General features: G+C 67.0%; 19 protein-coding genes. 8 read left to right on the forward strand and 11 right to left on the reverse strand.

The genetic code is table 11. From position 1 onward, the window contains the following. Positions 1-252 precede the first annotated feature (252 nt). Positions 253-3,573, forward strand: coding sequence for a bifunctional diguanylate cyclase/phosphodiesterase (locus BLV60_RS27660; RefSeq protein ID WP_093058498.1), 3,321 nt, complete (start codon positions 253-255; stop codon positions 3,571-3,573). Between the two features lie 72 nt (positions 3,574-3,645). Further along, a complete protein-coding gene (locus BLV60_RS27665) occupies positions 3,646-4,356 on the forward strand; it encodes a glycine-rich domain-containing protein (RefSeq protein ID WP_256329611.1) in 711 nt (236 codons plus the stop codon). Here BLV60_RS27665 and BLV60_RS27670 read toward each other — a convergent pair. From BLV60_RS27670 to BLV60_RS27690, 5 genes are read right to left on the reverse strand one after another with little or no spacing between them, the layout of a single operon-like run. Next, on the reverse strand, positions 4,353-5,309 hold the full coding sequence (locus tag BLV60_RS27670) for an ABC transporter substrate-binding protein (protein ID WP_093058536.1): 957 nt from the start codon (positions 5,307-5,309) through the stop codon (positions 4,353-4,355). The genes BLV60_RS27665 and BLV60_RS27670 overlap by 4 nt on opposite strands. Before the next feature lie 20 nt (positions 5,310-5,329). Beyond that, positions 5,330-6,331 (reverse strand): ABC transporter substrate-binding protein, encoded by a 1,002-nt coding sequence (locus BLV60_RS27675; RefSeq protein ID WP_093058499.1) that lies wholly within the window; start codon positions 6,329-6,331, stop codon positions 5,330-5,332. 10 nt (positions 6,332-6,341) lie between these two features. Beyond that, on the reverse strand, positions 6,342-7,166 hold the full coding sequence (locus tag BLV60_RS27680) for a class II aldolase/adducin family protein (protein ID WP_093058500.1): 825 nt from the start codon (positions 7,164-7,166) through the stop codon (positions 6,342-6,344). 3 nt (positions 7,167-7,169) lie between these two features. Further along, positions 7,170-8,288: an LLM class flavin-dependent oxidoreductase gene (locus BLV60_RS27685; protein WP_093058501.1), complete on the reverse strand. Its 1,119-nt coding sequence runs from the start codon at positions 8,286-8,288 to the stop codon at positions 7,170-7,172. Positions 8,289-8,326: 38 nt separating this feature from the next. Further along, positions 8,327-9,328, reverse strand: coding sequence for an ABC transporter substrate-binding protein (locus tag BLV60_RS27690; RefSeq protein ID WP_093058502.1), 1,002 nt, complete (start codon positions 9,326-9,328; stop codon positions 8,327-8,329). 110 nt (positions 9,329-9,438) lie between these two features. On the opposite strand from BLV60_RS27690, the gene BLV60_RS27695 reads away from it, so the two are divergent. The 5 genes from BLV60_RS27695 (at position 9,439) to BLV60_RS27715 (ending at position 14,240) form a co-directional block, all read left to right on the forward strand. Continuing rightward, positions 9,439-10,683 (forward strand): acyl-CoA dehydrogenase family protein, encoded by a 1,245-nt coding sequence (locus tag BLV60_RS27695; protein WP_093058503.1) that lies wholly within the window; start codon positions 9,439-9,441, stop codon positions 10,681-10,683. Continuing rightward, the gene (locus tag BLV60_RS27700) at positions 10,680-11,663 is read left to right on the forward strand and encodes an ABC transporter substrate-binding protein (protein ID WP_093058504.1); all 984 of its coding nucleotides are present in this window, start codon (positions 10,680-10,682) and stop codon (positions 11,661-11,663) included. The genes BLV60_RS27695 and BLV60_RS27700 overlap by 4 nt, the downstream gene beginning before the upstream one ends. Continuing rightward, entirely contained in the window at positions 11,660-12,271 is a 612-nt protein-coding gene (locus BLV60_RS27705) for a cysteine dioxygenase family protein (protein ID WP_093058505.1), read from the forward strand. The genes BLV60_RS27700 and BLV60_RS27705 overlap by 4 nt, the downstream gene beginning before the upstream one ends. Beyond that, positions 12,268-13,890 carry a rhodanese-related sulfurtransferase gene (locus tag BLV60_RS27710; RefSeq protein WP_093058506.1) on the forward strand — a complete coding sequence of 541 codons (1,623 nt, stop codon included), beginning with the start codon at positions 12,268-12,270 and terminating at the stop codon, positions 13,888-13,890. Before BLV60_RS27705 ends, BLV60_RS27710 begins: the two co-directional genes overlap by 4 nt. A gap of 128 nt (positions 13,891-14,018) precedes the next feature. Then, positions 14,019-14,240 (forward strand): hypothetical protein, encoded by a 222-nt coding sequence (locus BLV60_RS27715; RefSeq protein WP_093058507.1) that lies wholly within the window; start codon positions 14,019-14,021, stop codon positions 14,238-14,240. Between the two features lie 35 nt (positions 14,241-14,275). Here the strand turns inward: BLV60_RS27715 and BLV60_RS27720 are convergent, their stop codons facing one another. From BLV60_RS27720 to BLV60_RS27745, 6 genes are all read right to left on the reverse strand, one after another. Then, positions 14,276-15,739 carry a DEAD/DEAH box helicase gene (locus BLV60_RS27720; RefSeq protein WP_093058508.1) on the reverse strand — a complete coding sequence of 488 codons (1,464 nt, stop codon included), beginning with the start codon at positions 15,737-15,739 and terminating at the stop codon, positions 14,276-14,278. 131 nt (positions 15,740-15,870) lie between these two features. After that, positions 15,871-16,761 (reverse strand): KPN_02809 family neutral zinc metallopeptidase, encoded by an 891-nt coding sequence (locus BLV60_RS27725; RefSeq protein WP_093058537.1) that lies wholly within the window; start codon positions 16,759-16,761, stop codon positions 15,871-15,873. Between the two features lie 110 nt (positions 16,762-16,871). Then, a complete protein-coding gene (dcd, locus tag BLV60_RS27730; RefSeq protein ID WP_093058509.1) occupies positions 16,872-17,438 on the reverse strand; it encodes a dCTP deaminase in 567 nt (188 codons plus the stop codon). 78 nt (positions 17,439-17,516) lie between these two features. Further along, entirely contained in the window at positions 17,517-18,803 is a 1,287-nt protein-coding gene (guaD, locus tag BLV60_RS27735; RefSeq protein WP_093058510.1) for a guanine deaminase, read from the reverse strand. Between the two features lie 76 nt (positions 18,804-18,879). Continuing rightward, complete coding sequence (locus tag BLV60_RS27740; protein ID WP_256329612.1) at positions 18,880-19,863, reverse strand: NHL repeat-containing protein; 984 nt, start codon at positions 19,861-19,863, stop codon at positions 18,880-18,882. Continuing rightward, on the reverse strand, positions 19,860-20,465 hold the full coding sequence (locus BLV60_RS27745; protein WP_093058511.1) for a short chain dehydrogenase: 606 nt from the start codon (positions 20,463-20,465) through the stop codon (positions 19,860-19,862). The genes BLV60_RS27740 and BLV60_RS27745 overlap by 4 nt, the downstream gene beginning before the upstream one ends. Before the next feature lie 105 nt (positions 20,466-20,570). Here BLV60_RS27745 and BLV60_RS27750 point away from each other — a divergent pair, with 105 nt between their 5' ends. Beyond that, positions 20,571-21,452, forward strand: a complete 882-nt coding sequence (locus tag BLV60_RS27750) for a LysR family transcriptional regulator (protein ID WP_093058512.1) — start codon at positions 20,571-20,573, stop codon at positions 21,450-21,452. Positions 21,453-21,481 lie beyond the last annotated feature (29 nt).

Genomic DNA, 21,481 nt, shown 5'->3' on the forward strand with positions numbered 1-21,481 from the left:
CGATCAACCGCCGTTCCCCCAATCGGTAGGTTGATCCGAATGCCAGGTTCCGCCTTGCCAGAGTTGAAACTTAAGCATTCAAACTCGAAATGAGCCGCCCATGCACGTGCTGTTATTGTTGTAACGAATTGCGTGACGCCCTCTCGCCAGCCATATATATTGCGGCAACGAAGCAACCTGCTGCGTTCTCTGCCGTGCCGCACCAGTGCACGCAGAGCTAACCGGCCTGTACCAACGACAGGATCAAATCCGATGTCAGTGTCCGTCTGGGTCAGGATTCGCTTGCCGCTGGTAATTTTCGTGGCCGGCACGGCGCTGTCGATCGCCCTCGGTGTCTCCGCCCACCAGGAGATCGGGCGTAGTGCCCAGACGCGCTTCGACGCAGCCGCCTTCGATCTGGCGCGCAAGGTCGAGGCCCGCTTCGACGACTACATCGCCGTCCTGATCGGCCTGCGTGCGCGATTCAACACCTCCGATTCCGTGACGCGGAGCGACTTCAGGGACTACGTCGCGGGGCTGAACCTGGCGAGCGCCTACCCCGGTTTCCAGGCTGTCAACTATGCGCCCCGCGTCGCGGCCAACGACAAGCAGGCGTTCGAGGAACGAGTCCGCGGTGATGCCGGCCTCGACGCCGGCGTTGCCTCCGGCTTCGCCATCAAGCCGCCCGGTGGGCGGGACACGTACTACCCGCTGATCTACATCGAACCGCAGGGCGGCAACGAGAAGCTGCTCGGCAATGACCTGGGCGCGATGCCCGACAGAGGAAACGCGCTCGAGCAGGGGCGCGACACCGGCGGGCTCGTCATGTCCGGCCGCAAGGTCCGCCTCCCGGGTCGCGAGTCCGACATTGGATTGGCGATGCGGCTGCCGGTCTATCGCCCGAGACAACCGCTCGATACGCTCGAGCAGCGGCGCAGTGCCTACATCGGTTCGGTTGGCGCGGGCTTCAGCATCGCAGGGATGCTGAGCGACGTGGTCGGTACCGATGCCGCGAGGACGTTCCGGTTGCGCCTGATCGATGCCGGGCCGGGTAAGGGGGCGATCGGGACGCGCGTGGAGACCAGGTTTGTAACGCCAACCCCATTCGGCGAGCGGCAATTGCTGTTCGACAGCGCGTCCCTGGCGAAACCCGCTGCCGCGCCGGCGCACAGCCTCGAGCGCGTGCTCGGCTTCGAGTTGGGCGGGCACTCCTGGCTGGTGGAAGTCGGCCAGGACGAAAACCAGGTCTTCGGCCCGCTCGACAAGACCATCCCGTGGCTCATCGTCCTTGGCGGCCTGGCCACCAGCATGCTGCTTGCCGGCATCGTCTTTTCGTTGACCACCGCACGCAGCCGGGCCCAGGTCCTGGCGAACCGGATGACCAGTCACCTGCGCAGGAGCGAACGGCAGCTGGAGGAAGCCCAGCACCTGGCAAGCCTGGGCAGCTGGATCCTCGATCCTGAAACCGGAGCCCTGCAATGCTCCGAAGAAGCCCGGCGCATCCTGGGCTTCGAGGCGGGCCCCTTGCCGCCGGACCTGCCCACGCTGCTCTTGCGCATTCCGCCCGCAGAGCGTTTCGCGGTCGAACAGCGCATCGCAATGGCATCCCGGTCCACGGAACGCAGCGAATTCGAGCATCGTCTGTGCCTGCCCGATGGCACCGAACGCTGGCTCCACGTCATCGCGCAATCGGCCGAAGATGAAGGCAAGAGATTGGTGCGCGGCACCGTGCGCGACGCTACGCAGCCGCGCAAGGATGCGTTGCGCCAGAAGCTCGAATACAAGATCGCCCGGCTGCTTGCCGGTGACGGCAGGACCGAGACGGTGATCGCGCTGGCGCTGGAGGCGGTATGCACCGACCTGCGCTGGGACTGCGGCGCGTTGTGGAGCGTTGGCGACGACGGCCTGGCTCGCTGTGCCGCGGCCTGGCATGCCGACAACGACCCGGCGGTGCAGCGATTCGTCAGCGCCAGCCGGTCGCTCACCTACCGGCCCAGCGAAGGTTCGCTGGGCCGCGCCTGGGGGATCGGCGGTGTCGTGCGAATCGACACGCTGGCGGCTCCGAGCCATTTCACGCGTGATGCGATGGCCCATCAGGCCGGGCTGACCGTCGGCCTCATCGTTCCGATGGCCTCCGCCGATGCGACCACGGCGCTGGAACTCTTTGGCTCCAATCCGTACGTTGCCGACGCAGAGACGCTGGAGTCGCTGCGTGTGATCGCCTTGCAGATCGCCCAGTACAAGCAACGCAAGCGGGCCGAGCGGAGCCTTCGCTTCATTGCCAGCCACGACGAATTGACCGGGTTGCTCAATCGCGCCGCGCTGCAGCACGAGCTTGCCCGTGCCATCAGGCGCAGCAACCGCCATCAGAGGCCGTTCGCGGTGATGTTCGTCGACCTGGATCGCTTCAAGCACATCAACGACACGCTGGGCCACGGTGTGGGCGACGAAATGATCAAGATCTGCGGCGAGCGTTTCACGGCGCTGCTGCGCGATACCGATGTCGTGGCGCGTTTTGGCGGCGATGAGTTCGTGCTGGTGCTGGAGAACCTGTCCGGCCCGAAAGATGCCGAGGTGCTCGCCGAAAAGGTGCTGGCCTGCTGCGCCGAGCCTTTCGTGATCGAGGGGCGCGAACTGCACGTCAGCGCAAGCGTCGGCGTGAGCATCTATCCGGAGAACGGCGCCGATGCCGAAGCGCTCTTGAAAAATGCCGACACGGCGATGTACCGCGCCAAGGAAAAGGGCCGCAACACCTACCGGTTCTACGCAGCGAAGATGAATGCGCAGAGTACCGAGCAGCTGATGCTGGAAAGCGCGCTGCGCCATGCCCTGGAACGTGGCGAGCTGGAAATGTATTACCAGCCGAAGATGGATCTGCAGACCCAGCGCATCGTCGGCGTCGAGGCGCTGATGCGCTGGCACCATCCGGTTCTGGGCATGATTCCGCCGATGCAGTTCATTCCGATCGCCGAAGAGATCGGCTTGATTGTGTCCATGGGCAAGTGGGCGCTGGAGAGGGCCTGCGCCGATTCGCGCTCGTGGCAGAAATACGGTTTGCCCGCGGTGCTGGTGAGCGTCAATCTGTCGCCGCGCCAATTCGAAAGCCGCACGCTCATCGCCGACATACGGGCCGTCCTGGAAACCTCGGGCCTGGAGCCGTCGCTGCTGGAGCTGGAAATCACCGAAGGCGCGGTGATGGCGAACCCCGAGCATGCGGCGAAATTGCTCCGGACGATTCGGGACATGGGCGTCAGGCTCGCCATCGACGATTTCGGAACGGGCTATTCCTCGCTCTCTTACTTGAAGCACTTCCCGCTGTCGACGGTCAAGATCGACCGCTCCTTCATCAACGACCTTTCGCAAGACCCCGACGCACGAGCGCTCATCGACGGAATCATCACCCTGGCCCACGGTCTGCGGATGAAGGTGGTGGCCGAGGGCATCGAGACCACAGCCCAGCTCGACTACCTGCGCAGCCACGGATGCGACGAGGCCCAGGGCTATTGGCTGTGCAAGCCCGTACCCGCCGACGAGGCGCGCGATTTCATGGCGCATCACCTGCGCAACCAATTTGCCCCATCGGTAGTGGTCTGACGGCCGAACCTTCGGAGCAATCTTCACCGGGCACGTTCGCTCGGACCTTCCAGCAACTCAACAGGAGCATTCATGGTTCATTCCACTCAAGGCAAGACACTGGAGCAGACGATCACCGCGATCAATGCGCTCGACCTCACGCCGATCAAGTTCAAGGCCTGCCGCAAGGAGGACGGCTACGGCTGGTCGGCAGCCTACGCGGATCAGATGGAGGTGGCCTACAAGCGCTACCTGATACTGCACGCCAAGCACCCCGACCTGACGCTCGCTCCAGAGCAGGACGTCGACCGCTTCTGGCACATGCACATCCTCGACACGAGAAAGTACGCAGCTGATTGCGAAACCACTTTCGGCTACTTCCTGCACCACTTTCCGTACCTCGGCCTGCGCGGCGAGGAAGATGCCCAGGCGCTGCAAGCAGCCTTCCTGGAGATGCAGCGCCTGACCGTCGAGGAATTCGGCGAGCCTGCGCCAGCGCCCCGACACGAGGCGGCCAAGGATGTGGCCGCATGGTGCTCGCTTGAGGCGGGCAAGCCTGCAGCAGCGTGGTGTTCGGCGGAGGCCGGCAACCCTTCGGCAGCATGGTGTTCGCTCGAGACGGACAAGGCTTCAGCAGCGTGGTGTTCGCTCGAGGCAGGCAAACCCGCAGCAGCATGGTGTTCGCTGGAGGCGGGCAAACCTTCGGCAGCATGGTGCTCGCTCGAAACGGGCACCGCGGCCGTTACGGCCTCCGCGGCAGAGCATTCGGTGAAAGCCGGCGCATCTGCAGCCGGGCATCACTAGCCAGCCGCTACCCCGAAGCCCGTGTCGAAAGTGCCCTTCACATCAAGCGGCTGCTTGATGAGTCCGACCTGCCGGTAGAAGTCTGCGGTGCCCTGCTGGTCGGCGATGACCTGCGCGTCGATGGGCACCCACTTCTGCTGGCGGCGTTCGAACTGCAGCTTCGCCGCTTCGGGCGGAATGCCGATGATGCGAGCCAGCGCAGCCGAGTAGGCGTCGACGTTGCGGTATGACCAGATCTGGGCATTCACCACGCGCTGCAGGAAGTCTTGCAGCACCGGCCGTTTGGCCGCGATGGCGCTGTCGGTCGCCGCGAGGTAGCTCAGGCCCGGCAGCAGCCCTCGCCCACTGACCAGCACGCGTGCATGGTGGCTGACCTCGGCCAGTGCGGTGTAGGGCTCCCACGTGGCCCAGGCATCGACCGAGCCCTGCGTGAGCGCGAGCTTGGCATCCGCCGGCGCGAGGAAGCGCAGGTTCACGTCTTCGGGCTTGAGGCCGGCCGCAGTGATGGCCTTGAGCGTGATGTAGTGGCCGATGGAGCCGCGATTGGTCGCGACGCTTTTCCCCTTGAGGTCGGCAGCGGTCTTCAGCGGTGAATCGGGCCGCACGAGCACTGCCGTGCCGTAGGAGTCGGAGCGGTTCGCGCCGATGGCTTTCACGCGCGTGCCCGCGGCCAGCGCGAAGATCAGCGGCGCATCGCCGATGGGGCCGGAATCGACCGCAGCGGCATTGAGCGCCTCAGCCAACGGCGCAGCGGCCGGGAACTCCGACCACTGGATGTCGTAGCCCAGGCCTTCGAGCCCGCCCGCCGCTTCGAGCAGCGCGCGCAGGCCCCCCTTCTGGTCGCCGGCCTTGAGCACCGGGCGGCCCTGTGCGGAGGCCCAGCCGGGCAATGCGATGGCGGCGGCTGCGGTGGTGCCTTGAACGAGAAACTGGCGGCGTGAACTGTGGGTCATGGATGTGCTGATGCCGGGCTTCATGCCAGCGGATCGAAGGAAACATGCTCGGCGAAGCGCGCCGGGTCCGTGCTCTTCTTGAGCACGCCCACGCCTCGGAAATCGCGCGCATAGAACTCGACTTCGTCGCGCAGGTTGCGGCCGAGCGGATGGTGGTTGTGCGTGAGCGTGCCGAGCAAGGCGCGCAGGTCTTCCACCGGGACGTTGGGCGAATACTTGGCGAAGAGCTTGGCCGACTCGTTCGGGTTCTCGGCCACGTAGTCTGAGGCCTGCGCGATGGCGCGCACCAGCGAGGCAACGGTGGCCTTGTCCTTGCGCACGAGTTCGCCACGCGCGCCGACGATGCAGCAGACCTTGTCCTTGTATTCGCCCGAGAGGTTGCTCGCCACCTCGACGTAGGCGCCCTGGTTGCGCTTCTCGATCAGGTAGACGTTGGGGTCGCCGTCGGCAATGGCCTGGATCTCGCCCTTCTTCACCGCGATGTCGAGCAGGTCGGCCGGGTACTGGCGCCAGGTGACGTCCTTGTCGGCATCGATGCCATTTTTCGTGAGCAGGATCGAGAAGAAGTTCTTGCCCGGGCTCGCGATGTCGGACACGCCGATGGTCTTGCCCTTGAGGCTCGCCAGGTTGGTAACGCCCGCGCTCTTCGCGCCCACCAGCCGCACGCAGCCGCCGTGCGAGCTGCCGACGATCTTCACGTCGAAGCCCGATTCGAGCGGCTTGAGCCAGCGGTGGATCATGCCCACGGCCGCATCGGCCTTGGCGGTGGCCAGCGACTCCAGCAACTGGTCGGTGGAACCGGTGTAGTTGATGAGGTCGACCTGCAGGCCGTTGCGCTCGAAGTAGCCGCGCTCCTGCGCCACCACCACGGGCGAGAGGCAGAAGGCTGCGGCGTTCCAGGCGAAGGTGAGCTTGCGCGCCTGCTGCGAGAAGGCCTGCGATGCGATCAAGCCGCCCGAGGCGACCACGGCGGCTGCACCGCCGGCGCGCAGCACGCTGCGGCGGGAAAGAGTTGGGATCATCGTCGTCGCGTTACAGCAGCAGTTCGGGCTCGGCTTCGACCAGGCCTTCATAGAGGCTGTCGAAGGAATGAATGGCGCCTTCGGGCCCGCCGATCTGGCTATGCGTGTGGCGTGCAGTAGCCTCGTCGATGGGCTGCGGCTTGCCGGCGGCTTCGGCCAGCAGCTGCGTGTGGCAGGCGTTGTCGAGCGCGATGTACCACCACGCGGCCGCCTCCACCGTGGGGCCTGCGGTCAGGATGCCGTGGTTCTTGAGGATGGCGCCCTTCTTGTCGCCTAGCGCGTGAGCGATGCGGTCGCCCTCGCTGGTGTCGACCACCATGCCGGTGAAGTCGTCGAACAGCGCCACGTCTTCGTGGAACACGCAGCTGTCCTGCGTGATGGTGTCGAGCTTGCGACCCAGCGTTGACCAGGCCTTGCCGTAGGTCGAGTGTGTGTGGGCGGCGGCAATGATCTTCGGGTTGTGCTCGTGGATGGCAGCGTGAATGGCAAAGGCGGCCTTGTTGAGCGGCCTGTCGCCAATGACGGTCTCGCCTTTCGAGTTGACGAGCAACAGGTCGGACACCTTGATGCGCGAGAAATGAATGCCCAGCGGGTTGACCCAGAAGTGGTCGCTCAGCTCAGGGTCGCGCGCCGTGATGTGGCCGGCCAGGCCCTGCGCGAAGCCGAAGCGCGCGAACAGGCGGAAGGCGCCGGCCAGGCGCTCCTGCCGATGGCGGCGCTCGGCCTGCACGGTGGTGCGCGGCGGGATGGAGTCGAACCAGTACTTCTGCTGCGGGTTCGGGTTGAGCTTCAGCGGCTGGGGGGCGTTGCGGTCGATGGAGAGAACAGCGCTCATGACTCAGGCCGCCTTGCGTTGTGCCTGCGCACGTTGCGCCACCAGTTCGCGCGTACGCGGAATCAGCTCGCGCCCGTAGTCCAGAGCGTCTTCCAGCGGGTCGAAGCCGCGGATCAGGAAAGTGGTCACGCCCAGGTCGTAGTAGTCGAGCAGTGCGTCGGCCACCTGCTCGGGCGTGCCGACCAGCGCGGTGCTGTTCGAGCGGCCGCCGATCTCCTGCGCGACCGCGGTCCACAGCCGCTTGTCGAGCCGCGAGCCTTTCTCAGCCGCGGCCAGCAGGCGCTTGGCGCCTTCGCTCTGCTGCGGACCGCCGCGGTTGTAGCCCTGCACCACGCGCAGGCGCTTGGTCTCTGCCAGGATGTTCTCGGCGCGCGCCCATGCGGCTTCTTCGGTCTGCGCCAGGATCGGACGGAACGATACCGAGAAGCGCACGCTGCGCCCGTGCCTGGCCGCTTCAGCGCGCACGCGCGTGGTCAGCTCGCGCGCCTGGTCGAGCGATTCGCCCCACAGCGCGTACACGTCGGCGTACTTGCCGGCGACCGGAATCGCAGCCTCGGAAGCGCCGCCGAAGTACACCGGCACGTGCGGCTTGCCGTTGCGCGTCTGCAGCGGCTTCACTTCGGAGAACGCGTTCTGGAAGCGGTAGTGCGCGCCTTCGTGGTCGAAGGGCTTCTCGGCCGTCCATACCTTGTGCAGCACTTCGAGATATTCGTCGGTGCGGGCGTAGCGCTGGTCGTGGTCGAGCCAGTCGCCGTCGCGGCGCTGCTCTTCGTCGGAGCCGCCCGAGATGTAGTGCACGCCGAGCCGGCCGCCGCTGAACTGGTCGAGCGAGGCGAACTGCCGCGCCGCCAGCGTGGGTGCCACGAAGCCAGGGCGGTGCGCGAGCATGAAGTGGATGCGCTCGGTTACCGAGGCGGCGTAGGCCACCGTGAGCGTGGCGTCGGGGCTGGTCGAGTGGTGCGGCACCAGCACGCGGTCGAAGCCGGCCGTTTCGTGGGCCTGCGCGAAGGCGCGCACGTAGTCGCGGTCGAGCGAGGGCCCCTTGGCCGCGTGGATCTCCGAGACCTTCTGGCCCTGGATCATGCCGATGAATTCGACGCCGTCTTGGTGTTGCTGGCTCATGGTGTTGTCCTTGTTTGAATATGAATGGGAGGTGGATGTCAGGCAGCGGGCAGGCGCAGCGCGTTCTCGAAGCTGCGGTCCCACAGCGGCTTGACGTCGGCCGGACCGTCGAGCACGCCGATCTTCAGGAAGGTGTCGGCCACGTCCTGGTGGCTGCGCACCACGGCATCGCTGACGGGGCCAAGGCTGTAGTCGCCGCTGCGGCCGTTGAAGAGCTCGACGATGTCGCCGACGGGCACGCGCGTTTCGGCCGACTGCGCGCGGGCATAGGCCAAAAAGTTGCCGTTGATCCACGCGAACGAACGTTGCAGGCGCTGCAGCAGGTCGCTCAGTGCGGCGCGGCGCAACGCGTCGTCGAGCGCGCGCGGGTTGGCGTAGATCGGAAAATTGCCCGAGAGATACCCCACGCCGGTCTTGATGACGCGGGCGCCGTACTGCGTGCGCGCCAGCTGGCCGTTGTAGCCGTAGATGGCCCAGGCATCGAGGTCGCCGCGCGCGAAGGCCGAGAGGCCGTCCGACGGGGTGAGGCTCACGGCCTGGATGTCGCTGAACGACAGGCCCGCTTCGGCCAGCTGCTTGGCCAGGTAGTAGTGCGAGGTGGTGGCGCGCACGTAGCCCACGCGCTTGCCCTTGAAGTCGGCGATGGTGCGGATCGGTGCGTCCTTGCGCGCCAGCGTGGCCTGGTTGTTCAGGTCTTCATGCGTGACGGCCACCAGCTTCACGCTGGACTTCTGTCGCGCCGCGAACACCGGCGGAATCTCGCTGCCCGAACCCAGGTCGAGCGCATCGCCGTTGATGGCCTCGATGTGCAGCACGCCGTTGTTGAGCTCGCGCCAGTCGATCTTGTAGGGCGTGTTCGCCTGGCCAGAGGCGGCGAGCAGCGGGCGCCAGAGGCCCTTGTAGGTGCCCACGCGCAGCGTGACGCCTGACAGGTCGCGCGAGGGCGTGGCCGCCTGCGTCCAGCCTGCTGTGCCGGTCGCGGCCAACGCCGCGGCGGCTTGCAGCAGGCGACGCCTGTCCAAAGGAAAGTCTGGTTTCATGCACCGAACCGTAACCAGACGCTCCACGGAAGCGAACGCAGAAAAACGAGTTTGCATATGCGGGATGCGTCGTTTTCCCGCGCCGGGCGGCCCGGTACCGTGCGGGAACCATGAGTGCACTCCCCTTGCGCCGCACGCCGGCCACGCCTGAACACCCCTCCCCGCCTTCCACCGTCGATGCCTCCGTGCTGGCGCGCCTGTCGGCCCAGTTCGCAGCCACCGCGGCCGACCACGACCGCAGCGGCGCCTTTCCGCGCGAGAACTTCGCGGCACTGCAGGCGCATGGACTCATCGGGCTGGTCGCGCCCGCCGAGCACGGCGGCGGCGGTGCCACGCTGGCGACGGCACGGCGCGTGATCTCGGCCGTGGCGCGGGGCGAGCCGGCCACGGCGCTGATTCTCACGATGACCTATCTGCAACACCACGCACTGACGCGCATCGACAGCCGCTGGCCACCGCATCTGCGCGAACGCGTGGCGCGGGATGCAGTCGCAAACGGCGCGCTGATCAACGCGCTGCGCGTGGAGCCCGCGCTCGGCTCGCCGGCCCGCGGCGGCCTGCCCGGCACGGTCGCGCGGCGCGACGGCAGCGGCTGGAAGATCGACGGCCACAAGCTCTACACCACCGGCATCGAGGGCCTGAGCTGGCTCGCCGTGTGGGCTCGTACCGATGAGGGTGATGAAGCCGCCCCGCGCACCGGCGTGTTCCTGGTGCCGCGCAACGCGCCCGGCGTGCGCGTGATCGCGAGCTGGGACCATCTGGGCCTGCGCGCCTCGGGCAGCCACGAGGTGGTGTTCGAAGACGTCGCCATCGATCTCGACCACGCGGTGGACCTTCGCGCGCCAGCCGACTGGGCGCCCGATGCAGGCAGCCAGACCGATATCGACGCCCATGCCACGCAGCAGGCGTGGATGACGGTGCTGCTCGGCAGCCTGTACGACGCCGTGGCCACGGCCGCACGCGACTGGCTGGTCGGCTTCCTGAACCAGCGCGCCCCCGGCAGCCTGGGCGCGCCGCTGGCGAGCTTGCCGCGCGTGCAGGAGCATGTGGGCGAGATCGAGGCGCTGCTGCGAACCAACCGGGTGCTGCTCGACGACGCAACCGCCGCCGTCGATCGCGGTCATGCACAACCCTCCGCCGACAGCGGCCTGCTCAAGTACGCCGTGACAGGCAACGCAATCCGCGCGGTCGAACTGGCGCTGCAGCTCAGCGGCAACCACGGCCTCACGCGGCAGAACCCGCTGGAGCGGCACTACCGCGACGTGCTGTGCAGCCGCATCCACACGCCGCAGAACGATGCGATCCTGGTGGCCGCGGGCAGGCGCGCTTTGCTCTCGACGGGAGCCGCTGCATGACCGACCTGCTGTTTTCCAGGGCTTCCCGCCGCAGCTGGCTGAAGCAAGGCGCCGCGCTCTCGCTGGCCGCCGCTGGCTCGCTGCGCGTGTGGGCGCAGCCGCAACAGACGACGTTGGTGCTTGGCGACCAGGCCGGTGGCCTGCGCTCGCTCTTCGAGGCCTCGCGCACGCTCGAAGGCGCGCCGTTCGCTTACCGCTGGGCCAACTTCCAGGGGGCGGCACCGTTGTTCGAGGCGCAGCGCAGCGCGGCAGTCGACACAGCCATGGCCGGCGACCTGCCCGTGCTGGCCGCGGCCGTGGGCAAGACGCCGCTGAAGATCGTCGCCACGCGCGTCGGAAAGGCCGACTCGCTGGGCATCGTCGTGCAGCCCGATTCGCCGCTGCGCAGCGTTGCGGACCTGCGCGGCAAGACGGTGATCGTGTCGTCGGCGCGCGGCAGCATCTCGCAGTACCAGCTGTACGGCGCACTCGAAGAAGCCGGCGCGCGGCGCGAAGAGGTAACGGTGAAGTTCGTGCTGCCGACAGACGCAGCCGCCGCCTTCGCCTCGAAGCAGATCGACGCTTGGGCCATCTTCGATCCGTACTACACGATTGCGCTGCAGCAGGGTGGACGCATCCTGCGCGACGGGCGCGGAATCAACACTGCCCTGGGCTTCATCACCGCGAGCGAACATTCGCTGGCCGACCCGGCCAGGCGCGCGGCCATCGTGCAGTTTCTCGACCGGCTGGGCCGCGCGGGCGACTGGGCGCTGGCCAACCCCGAAGCCTACGCACAGGCCTACAGCCAGCTCACGCGGCTGCCGATCGAGTCGTCGCGCATCATCACCGCGCGGGCTTCGGTGGCAGGCCGGCCGGTGAGCGAAGCCGACATCGTCGCGCTGCAGGCCGTAGCCGACCGCTCGGCGCGCGACGGCATCCTGCCGGTGCGGGTGGATGTGCGCGCGATTACCGACACCAGCGTCTGGAAGCGCCCGGCGTGATCGCCACCTTGGCGCCCCTGCGCGAATTCGTCGGCGCTTTCGGCCGGCTGCTCGACAGCGCGCCCGACGAGCCCCGCATTCTTTCTGAAGGCGGCGCGTTGCTGCGCACGCTGGTTGCGCGCGACGACTGGCTGCCCGAGGCCTTTGCCCAGCCCGACCCTGTGCGCTATCGGCAATTTCTGCTGCACGCGGACAGCACCGAGCGCTTTTCGGTCGTGAGCTTCGTGTGGGGGCCGGGGCAGGCCACGCCGGTGCACGACCACACGGTGTGGGGGTTGATCGGCATGCTGCGCGGCGCAGAGTACAGCCAGGGCTATGTGCTCGATGCGCAGGGCCGTGCGCATCCGCAGGGCGAGGCGGTGCGGCTCGATGTTGGCGACGTGGATGCCGTGTCGCCCACCGTCGGCGACCTGCATCGCGTGCACAACGCGCATGCGGATCGCGTGTCGATCAGCATCCACGTGTACGGCGCGAACATCGGCGCCGTGCGGCGGCATACTTACCCGACGGAGGGCGGCCGCAAGCCCTTTGTCTCCGGATACTCCAACGCGCTGCTGCCCAACCTGTGGGACCGCTCCGCTGAACTCGCATCCTCGAACACCGTATGACGACTGCCTCCTTTCCCGTTCTTTCATTCGCCGCCGTGCGCGAGCGGCTCATCGCCCGCGACGAAACCGCCCTGCTCGACGTGCGCGAGGAAGATCCGTTCGCACAGGAGCATCCGCTGTGGGCTGCGAACCTGCCGCTGTCGCGCATCGAGATCGAAGCGTGGCGGCGCATTCCGCGGCGCGACACGCTGATCGTGCTGTACGGCGAGCACGGCGGTGTCGACCTTGCGCCGCTGGCCGCGAAGACATTGGCTGCGCTGGGCTACACGAACTTGCATCTGCTCGAAGGCGGCCTTGAAGGCTGGCGGCGCGCGGGCGGCGAGTTGTTCCGTGACGTGAACGTGCCGAGCAAGTCCTTCGGCGAACTGGTCGAGCATGAGCGGCACACGCCCTCGCTGTCCGCGCCCGAAGTGAAGGCGCTGGTCGATGCGAAGGCCAACGTGGTCGTGCTCGATGCGCGCCGCTTCGACGAATACCAGACGATGAGCATTCCCTCGGCCACCAGCGTGCCGGGCGCGGAACTGGTGCTGCGCGTGCGCGATCTGGCGCCTGATCCTTCGACGCAGGTGATCGTCAATTGCGCAGGACGCACACGCAGCATCATCGGTACGCAGTCGCTGGTGAACGCGGGCATTCCGAACCCGGTGGCTGCGCTGCGCAACGGCACGATCGGTTGGAAGCTTGCGGGGCAGGTGCTGGACCATGGTGCCGACCGGCAGGCGCCTGCCGTGGTGTCGCAAACGCATCGCGCACAGGCGCAGGCCGATGCAAAACGCGTGGCCGATCTGGCTGGCGTGCGCCGCATCGCGCTCGACGCACTGCAGACGCTCGAAGCGCCGGGACGCACCGTGTACCGCTTCGACGTGCGCACGCCCGAGGAATATGCGGCGGGCCATCTGCCCGGCTTTGCCAGTGCGCCCGGCGGGCAACTTGTGCAGGAAACCGATCACCAGGTGCCCGTGCGCGGCGCGCGCATCGTGCTGGCGGACGACGATGGTGTGCGGGCTTCGATGAGCGCGTCGTGGCTTGCGCAGATGGGGTGGGAGGTTTATGTGCCGGAGGTCGTGCCAACGGCTGCGGACTTCATCGAGACCTCGGCACCGCCGAGCTCATACCCGCCGGTTGCGGCCGTTGTGGGCGAGCTCGCGCCGAAGGAACTGGCGGCGTTGCTGAAGCAACCCGGCACCGCGGTGATCGACGTGACGACGAGCGCGAACTACGTGAAGCGCCACATTCCCGGCGCCTGGTATGCGATTCGCGCGCAACTTGCGCAGGCCCTCGATGCGGTCATTCCACCGGCGCAGCGCTATGTGCTGACCTGCGGCAGCAGCCTGCTCGCCCGATATGCCGCGGCCGACCTGCGCGCGCTGCTCGATGCGCGCGGCAAGGGCGATATCGAGGTGCTGGTGCTGACTGGTGGCAACGCGGCATGGTTCGCCGCAGGCCTCGACGCGGAGACCGGCGAGACGCGCCTTGCAACCGCGCGCACTGATCGCTATCGCCGGCCCTACGAAGGCACCGATGCGCCGGCCGAAGCGATGCAGGCTTATCTCGATTGGGAGTACGGCCTGGTGGCGCAGCTAGGGCGCGACGGCACGCATCATTTCAACGTGATCTAGATGCAAGCGTTTTGAAAGGATGACAACACGGTGGTGACACTGTGTAGCCTGGGTAAAGGCCGTCATCCGGCGATGCCACGAGACGTTGGTTGTTCATACCGACAACAACTCGTCCCAGGAGCTTTGCCATGAGATTCCCTGTTCTTGCCTTGTCCGCCGCCGCGCTGGCAGCAGTCCTGACCGGCTGCGTGGTCGCACCGGCAGCCCCCGTGTACTCAGCGCCCCCGGGCGTGGCCTATGTGGCACCCACGTATTTGTCGCCCGGTATCGGCTTCGTGTGGGCCTACCACCCGCGCTACGGCTGGGGCTGGCACCACCCGCAATACGGATGGCACCGCGGCTGGCGCTGAACCGAGGCGGCTGATGCCGCCTCTACACGCCTGGATCAGCTCGGCTCGGCGCTCTTGAACAGAGCGGCGACCTTGCGCTTGGTCTTGATGTTGCTGGAGATGCCGCGTGCGGGCGTTGCAGTCTTGGCGGCAGCTTCCCATGCCGGTGTGGCATCGGGCTCACCGGCTTCGTAAGGCTTGTCGAAGAACGGATCGCGCGGTGCCGACGGTGCGCGGTGCGGACGTCCACCGCCGCGGCGGGCTTCGGCCTCGCGGCGTTCGCGCGGCTGGTCGAGCACATCGCGTGCGTCGCCGGCTTCGCCTTCTTCGCGCCAGTGACGGCGTCCGTCGTTGATGCGGCCGCGCGGGCGGTCTTCTTCGAACTCGACGGGTTCGAGCTCGATCTTCTTCTTGATCAGTTTCTCGATGTCGGCCACCAGGCGCGCATCGTTGCCGCCACTGGCAAAGCTCACGGCCAGGCCCGAGGCGCCGGCACGGCCCGTGCGGCCGATGCGGTGCACGTAGTCTTCGGCGTTGAACGGAATGTCGAAGTTGAAGACCGCGGGCACGTCCTTGATGTCGAGACCACGGGCAGCGACGTCGGTGCACACGAGCAGGTCGACTTCGCCGGCCTTGAACGAGGCGAGCGCCTTCAGGCGTTCGTCCTGGCTCTTGTCGCCATGCAGTGCGGTGGTACGCAGGCCATCGCGCTCCAGCGAGCGTGCGAGGCGCGCGCAGCCGAGCTTGCTGTTGACGAACACGAAAGCCTGCGTGATGCCGCGCTGCTGCACGATCTGCTTGAGCGCGCGGCGCTTGTCGTCGTCGGCCACGCTGTAGAAATGCTGCTCGACGGTGGAGGCCGTTTCGTTCGGCCGCGCCACTTCGATGGTGACGGGGTTCTGCAGGTAGCTGCCGGCCAGTCGCTTGATTTCGGGCGAGAACGTGGCCGAGAACAGCAACGTGGTGCGCTGCTTGGGCAGGTAGCTCAGGATGCGCTGCAGGTCGGGCAGGAAGCCGATGTCGAGCATGCGGTCGGCTTCGTCGAGCACGACGTATTCGACCTGGTTGAGCACCGCGTTCTTGGCTTCGATGTGATCGAGCAGCCGGCCCGGCGTGGCGACCAGCACTTCGACGCCCTTCTTCAGTTCCAGCGTCTGCGGCTTCATGTCGATGCCGCCGAACACCACCGTGCTGCGCAGGTTGGTGTACTTGGCGTACAGCTTGACCTGCTGCGCGACCTGGTCGGCCAGTTCACGCGTGGGCAGCAGCACGAGAGCCCGGACCGGATGCCGCGCGGGCGAGGTCGAGGCGTTTTCATGCTTGAGCATGCGCTGCAGCAGCGGGAGCGAAAACGCCGCCGTCTTGCCGGTGCCGGTCTGGGCGGCGCCCATCACATCCTGGCCCGCGAGCACGACCGGAATGGCCTGCTCCTGGATCGGTGTCATGGTCTCGTAGCCCATTTCGGCTACGGCGCGCGCCAGCGGTTCCGCCAGCGATAGATTGGAGAAGGAGCTTGTCATTGAGCCCGCTATTGTCGCATTGCCGCAAAAAACGGCAGTGACGGCGGCATGACAACGCCCGCGCCAGCGGAATTGCTATTTATTAGATAGCAACTAATTCAGCACTGGCGGGCCCTTCAAGACGATGCAGCTCAGAGGCTACGCGCATTGAAGGTGTCGCAGGACTTGATATCGCCGCTTTGATAACCCGCGCCGAACCACCGTTGGCGCTGCGCGCTCGAGCCGTGGGTGAAGCTGTCGGGCACCACTGCACGGCCTGCGGAACGCTGCAGGGCGTCGTCGCCGATCTTCTGCGCGGCGTTCATGGCGGCCTCGATGTCGCCCGGGTCGAGCCACTTCTTCGACTCTTGCGAATGGTGGGCCCACACACCCGCGAAGCAGTCGGCCTGCAGTTCGACGCGCACGCTCATCGCGTTGTTCTGTGTCTGGCTCAGGCGGTTGCGCATGCCGTCGACCTTGGCGGTGATGCCGAGTTCGTCCTGCACGTGATGGCCGACCTCATGCGCAATGACGTACGCCTGCGCAAACTCGCCCGGCGCGCCGAGCTGGTTCTTCAGCGTGTCGTAGAAGCCGAGATCGATGTAGACCTTCTGGTCGCCAGGGCAGTAGAACGGGCCCATGGCCGACTGCCCCGTGCCGCAGGCCGTAGGCGTGGCATTGCGGAACAGCACGAGCCGGGGTGCGTGGTACGTGCCGCCGTTCTGCTTGAAGATGCCCGTCCAGACCACTTCGGTGTTCTTGAGCACAGTGGAGACGAAGGCCGCCTCGCGGTCGCCGGACGGCGGCTTGGGTGCGGGCCCCTGTTGCTGTTGCTGCACCGGGGCCGGACCGCCGCCACCGCTGAGCAGGCTCAGTACCGTGAGCGGGTTGATGCCGAAGACCCAGCCCGCGATCAGCGCGACCGCGATGGTGCCGATGCCGATGCCGCGACCGCCGATGAAGCCGCCGCCCCCGCCACCACCGCCACCTTCACCGCGGCGGTCTTCGACGTTGTCCGATTGTTCGTTGCCTTCCCATCTCATCGCAGTCTCCTTGCCGGCCATTGCAAGAGGATTTGCCGGCGGTCGCAGGATGGTACTTGCCCCGGCGCCCTCCGGGGTAACCGGCCGTCAGCAGACGGCTTGGTGTTTCGTCAGGTTTTTGGCAGGGTGACGCCGCGTTGGCCCTGGTACTTGCCGCCGCGGTCCTTGTAGCTGGTCTCGCAAACCTCGTCGCTCTCGAAGAACAGCACCTGCGCGCAGCCTTCGCCCGCGTAGATCTTGGCGGGCAGCGGCGTGGTGTTGCTGAATTCGAGTGTCACGTAGCCTTCCCACTCGGGCTCGAAGGGCGTGACGTTGACGATGATGCCGCAGCGCGCATAGGTGCTCTTGCCGAGGCAGATGGTGAGCACGTTGCGCGGGATGCGGAAATATTCGACGGTGCGCGCCAGCGCGAAGCTGTTGGGCGGAATGATGCAGTAGTCGCCGTGCATGTCGACGAAGCTCTTCTCGTCGAAATTCTTCGGGTCGACCACGGTGCTGTGGATGTTGGTGAAAACCTTGAATTCAGGCGCGCACCGGATGTCGTAGCCATAGCTGGAGGTGCCGTAGCTGATGATCTTGTGGCCGTCGCTCTCGCGCACCTGACCGGGCTCGAAGGGCTCGATCATGCCGTTCTGCTCGGCCATGCGCCGGATCCATTTGTCGCTCTTGATGCTCATATGCGGTCGCTACTGCTGCTGCGGGGGAGATGGCGCGAATTGTGGCATGCGCCACTGCCCTCCCCGCCGCCCCGGGTGCTACAGCGCCTGCGAAATCACCGTGCGCTCGACCAGGCGGTCGTCGCCCAGCACGATCATCGCGAAGAGCATTTCTTCCAGCGTGCTCGCCAGTTTTGTCTTGCGCGCCAGCAGAGGCGTGGCCGCCGGGTTGAGCACCAGGAAGTCGGCCTCGCAGCCCGGCTGCAGGTTGCCCACCACGCCGTCGAGCCCCAGCGCGCGCGCCGCGCCGCCGGTGTGGCGCCACCAGAGCTCGGAGGGCGCGATGCTCAGGCCGGTCTTGGTCTGGCCTTCACGGCCGACGTAGTAGGCGGCCATCATGGTGTGAAAGGGGCTGAAGCTGGTGCCGCCGCCCACGTCGCTGGCGAGGCCGTACGGATAGCCCACGCGGTCGGCCGCGCCGAAGTCGAAGAAGCCGCTGCCGAGGAACAGGTTGCTCGTCGGGCTCACGGCCGCCGCCGTCTTCGTCTCGCGCAGCAGGGCGCGGTCGGCGTCGTCGAGGTAGATGCAGTGGGCGTACACGGCGCGCTCGCGCATCAGGCCGAAGCCGGCGTACACGTCGAGATACGAGCGCGCCTTGGGGTACAGCTCGCGCACCCAGCTCACTTCGTCGCGGTTCTCCGCCACGTGCGACTGGATCCAGGTGTCGGCGTATTTGGCGGCAAGCTCGCTCGCGCCGCGCATCTGGGCATCGGTGCTCGCGGGTGCAAAGCGCGGCGTGATGGCATAGCCCAGCCGGTCGACGTTGTGCCACTTGCGGATCAGCGCTTCGGAGTCGATCAGGCTCTGCTCGGTTTCGTCGCGCACGCCGTCGGGCGAATTGCGGTCCTGCAGCACCTTGCCGGTCATCATGCGCAGGCCGCGGCGCTGCGCGCCTTCGAAGAAGGCATCGACCGAGGCCACATGCGAAGTCGCGAAGGTCAGCGAGGTGGTCACGCCGTTGCGCAGCAGTTCACCGAAGAACACGTCGGCCACTTCGTTCGAATGCGCGGGGTCTGCGAATTTGCTTTCGGCAGGGAAGGTGTAGTTCTCGAGCCAGGGCAGCAAGCCCGGCGAGGGCGAACCGATGATGTCGGTCTGCGGATAGTGGATGTGCATATCCACGAAGCCCGGCGCGAGGATGCGCCCCGGCAGATGGGTCACGTGGGCGCCGGGGTGGCGCGGCGCGACGGCGGCATGGCTGCCCGCATCGAGCACGCGCTGGCGGCCGGTGCTGTCGGGGGCCACGACCAGCAGGCCGTCTTCATCGAAAACGGGCTGGCCGGCGGCGTCGAATCGCAGGAGGGAGGCGCGGTAGGCTTTTTTCATCGTGGGTGCGGAGGGTAATCCAGCCCCACCGCACCGCAATTTCCATGCGCATATGAGTGCTATATGCGGAACGCACTCATCGCGGCGGCAGCGCACGCGACTGGATGTCGAAGGGCACGCCGGTCGGCACCGGCCCGTCGCCCTCCTTGCGCTTGGTCAGCAGCGCGTACTTCGATTCGATGAAGTAGACGCGGTCGCCCCGCACCGCGCCCGACGAGGGGTCGTTGAGCCCTGTCACTACCGTCTGCAGGCCGAGCTTCGTGCCGTCGACACGCGCCACTGTGATCTGGCCACCGTAGGGGCCTTCGCCGAAGGCATTGCTCTCGAACAGCACGAGCCGGCCGGGCTTCCAGGCGCGGATTGCGTCGACGTTCTTCAGCACGCGCGGCGCCTCGATGCGCGTGACCTCGCCGGCGTTGCCTTCAGCGCCCAAACCGATGCGCAGCACGTAAGGAGCCGCCGCCACGAGGCTCACATAGACATCGCGCCCACCATCGATGGCGATGCCGTTCAGGCCCTTGTAGGGGCCCGGTCCGGCCAGCGCCGGGTCTTCCTTCCACACCGTGAGCGCGGTGGCGCCCGGTGCGAGCTTCAGCACGCGCGGGTGGTAGGAGTCGGTCACGTAGAGATTGCCGCGTGCGTCCTGCGCGAGGTCGTTGCAGTAGCCGCTGTCGGGCATTGCATAGCTCGCGCGCGGCGCGCCCGTGGCCAGGTCGTAGCGCTTGAGTGCGCTCGGCGTCTGCGGCACGGTGGTGAAGCCGCTGCTGCCCGAGCAGACCCACAGCGCCCGATGCTTCGCATCGACCAGCACGCCCTGCCCGTTCGCCAGACCATTGGCGCCGGGCTTCACGAGCACCTCGGCCTTCGGCGCGACACCCGGCTTCAGGCGCGCGACCGCGCCCTCGCGCCAGCTGCCGACGTAGAACGAGCCGTCCGGGCCGATGGCGACGCTTTCCGGATACCAGTCGTCCGGCAAGGCCTGCACCCCGGCCGGCGCAGCCGAGGCCATCGCCGCCACGAACGCGAGCGACACGCCCCCGAGCAACGCGCGCACTCTCATTGCCACACGCGATACACGCGCCCCGTCTGCGGCCCTTCGACACTGCGCACATAGGCCTGCGCAGCCTTCGCCGCCGACACCGACTCGAATCCGGGAAAGAACGACCCGTACAGCGGCAGCGATTCGGTCAGCACCGTCGGGCTCACCACGTTGATGCGAATGCCGCGCGGCAACTCGATCGCCGCGCCGCGCACGAAACCCTCGACCGCTGCATTGACGGCCGTGGCATTCGCGCCCTGGCGGATCGGCTCGTCCGCCACGATGCCCGTGGTCAGCGTGATCGAGCCGCCATCGGTCAGCACATGCTGGCCCAGCAACGCGAGCCGCACCTGGCCGAGCAGCTTGTCCTGCAGGCCGACGTTGAAGTCGGCCGGCCGCATTTCATTCAGCGGCCCGAAGAACAGCCCGCCCGCCGCCGACACGATGGCATCGACGCGTCCCACCGCCGCATACAGCGCCTCGACGCTCGCATCGCTCGTGATGTCGACCTGGAGATCGCCGCGCGTGCGGCCTGCGCGAATCACCTCGTGACCGCGCTCAGCCAGCGTCTGAGCCACCGCACTGCCAATTGCGCCCGTCGCGCCCACAACAAGAACCTTCATGGAGAACCTCGCCAAAAGTGAATCAACAAGCAGCGATTGTTTTACGAACCATTGATTTGATAAATTGCCACCTGGTTCAGTCATTCGAAACTCTGGATTCTCAATATGGACAAGCTCCGCGCCATGGAGGTCTTCGTCGCCACGGTGGATGCGGGCAGCTTCGCGGCCGCCGCCGAGGCGCTCGACCTGTCTGCCGTGATGGTCGGCAAGCACATACGCGCGCTCGAAGAGCAGCTTGGCGCGCGCCTGCTGGAACGCACCACGCGCCGCCACGCGCTCACTGAGATAGGCGCCGCCTACCTCGAGCGCTGCCGCGACGTGCTGGCCAGCGTGCACACCGCCGACGGTGTGGCCGAGTCGCTGCGCGCCATGCCCCAGGGCGTGCTGCGCGTCACCGCGCCCGTGGCCTACGGCGCGCACCGGCTCACGCCGGTGATCGGCGACTACATCGCCGCCTATCCGCAGGTGAAGGTCGACTTGAGCCTCAACGACCGCGTGGTCGATCTCGCGGAGGAGGGCTTCGACTGCGGCATCCGCTCGGGCGCCGCGGTCGACGAGCGGCTCATTGCAAGACCGCTCGCGCTGGCGCGCATGTATGCCGTGGCCAGCCCCGCATGGGTCGCGCGCCACGGGCAGCCGAAGCACCCGTCCGACCTGGAGGCCTTTCCGCTGCTGGGCTTCGCGACCTGGGGGCCGAACCATTCATGGCGCTTCACGCGCAAGGGCGAGACGGTGCACGTGCCGGTGCGTGGCCCGCTCACCACCAACAACGGCCAGGCACTGCTGGCCGCAGCCATGGCCGGCGTGGGTGTGATCGTGCAGGCCGATGCGCTGCTCGGACCTGCACTCGCATCGGGCCAGGTGGTGCAGCTGTTGCCCGAGTGGGAACTGCCCACGCGACAGGTGCACATCATGCGGCTGCCGGAAGCGCGGCCGAGTGCGAAGCTGCGGACCTTTGTGGACTTTGTGGTCGAGCGGCTGGGCTGAAAGATAGCGCTTAATGTAACTCATTCTGG

The organism is Variovorax sp. YR634 (genome assembly GCF_900106655.1).
Taxonomy (GTDB): Bacteria; Pseudomonadota; Gammaproteobacteria; order Burkholderiales; family Burkholderiaceae_C; genus Variovorax.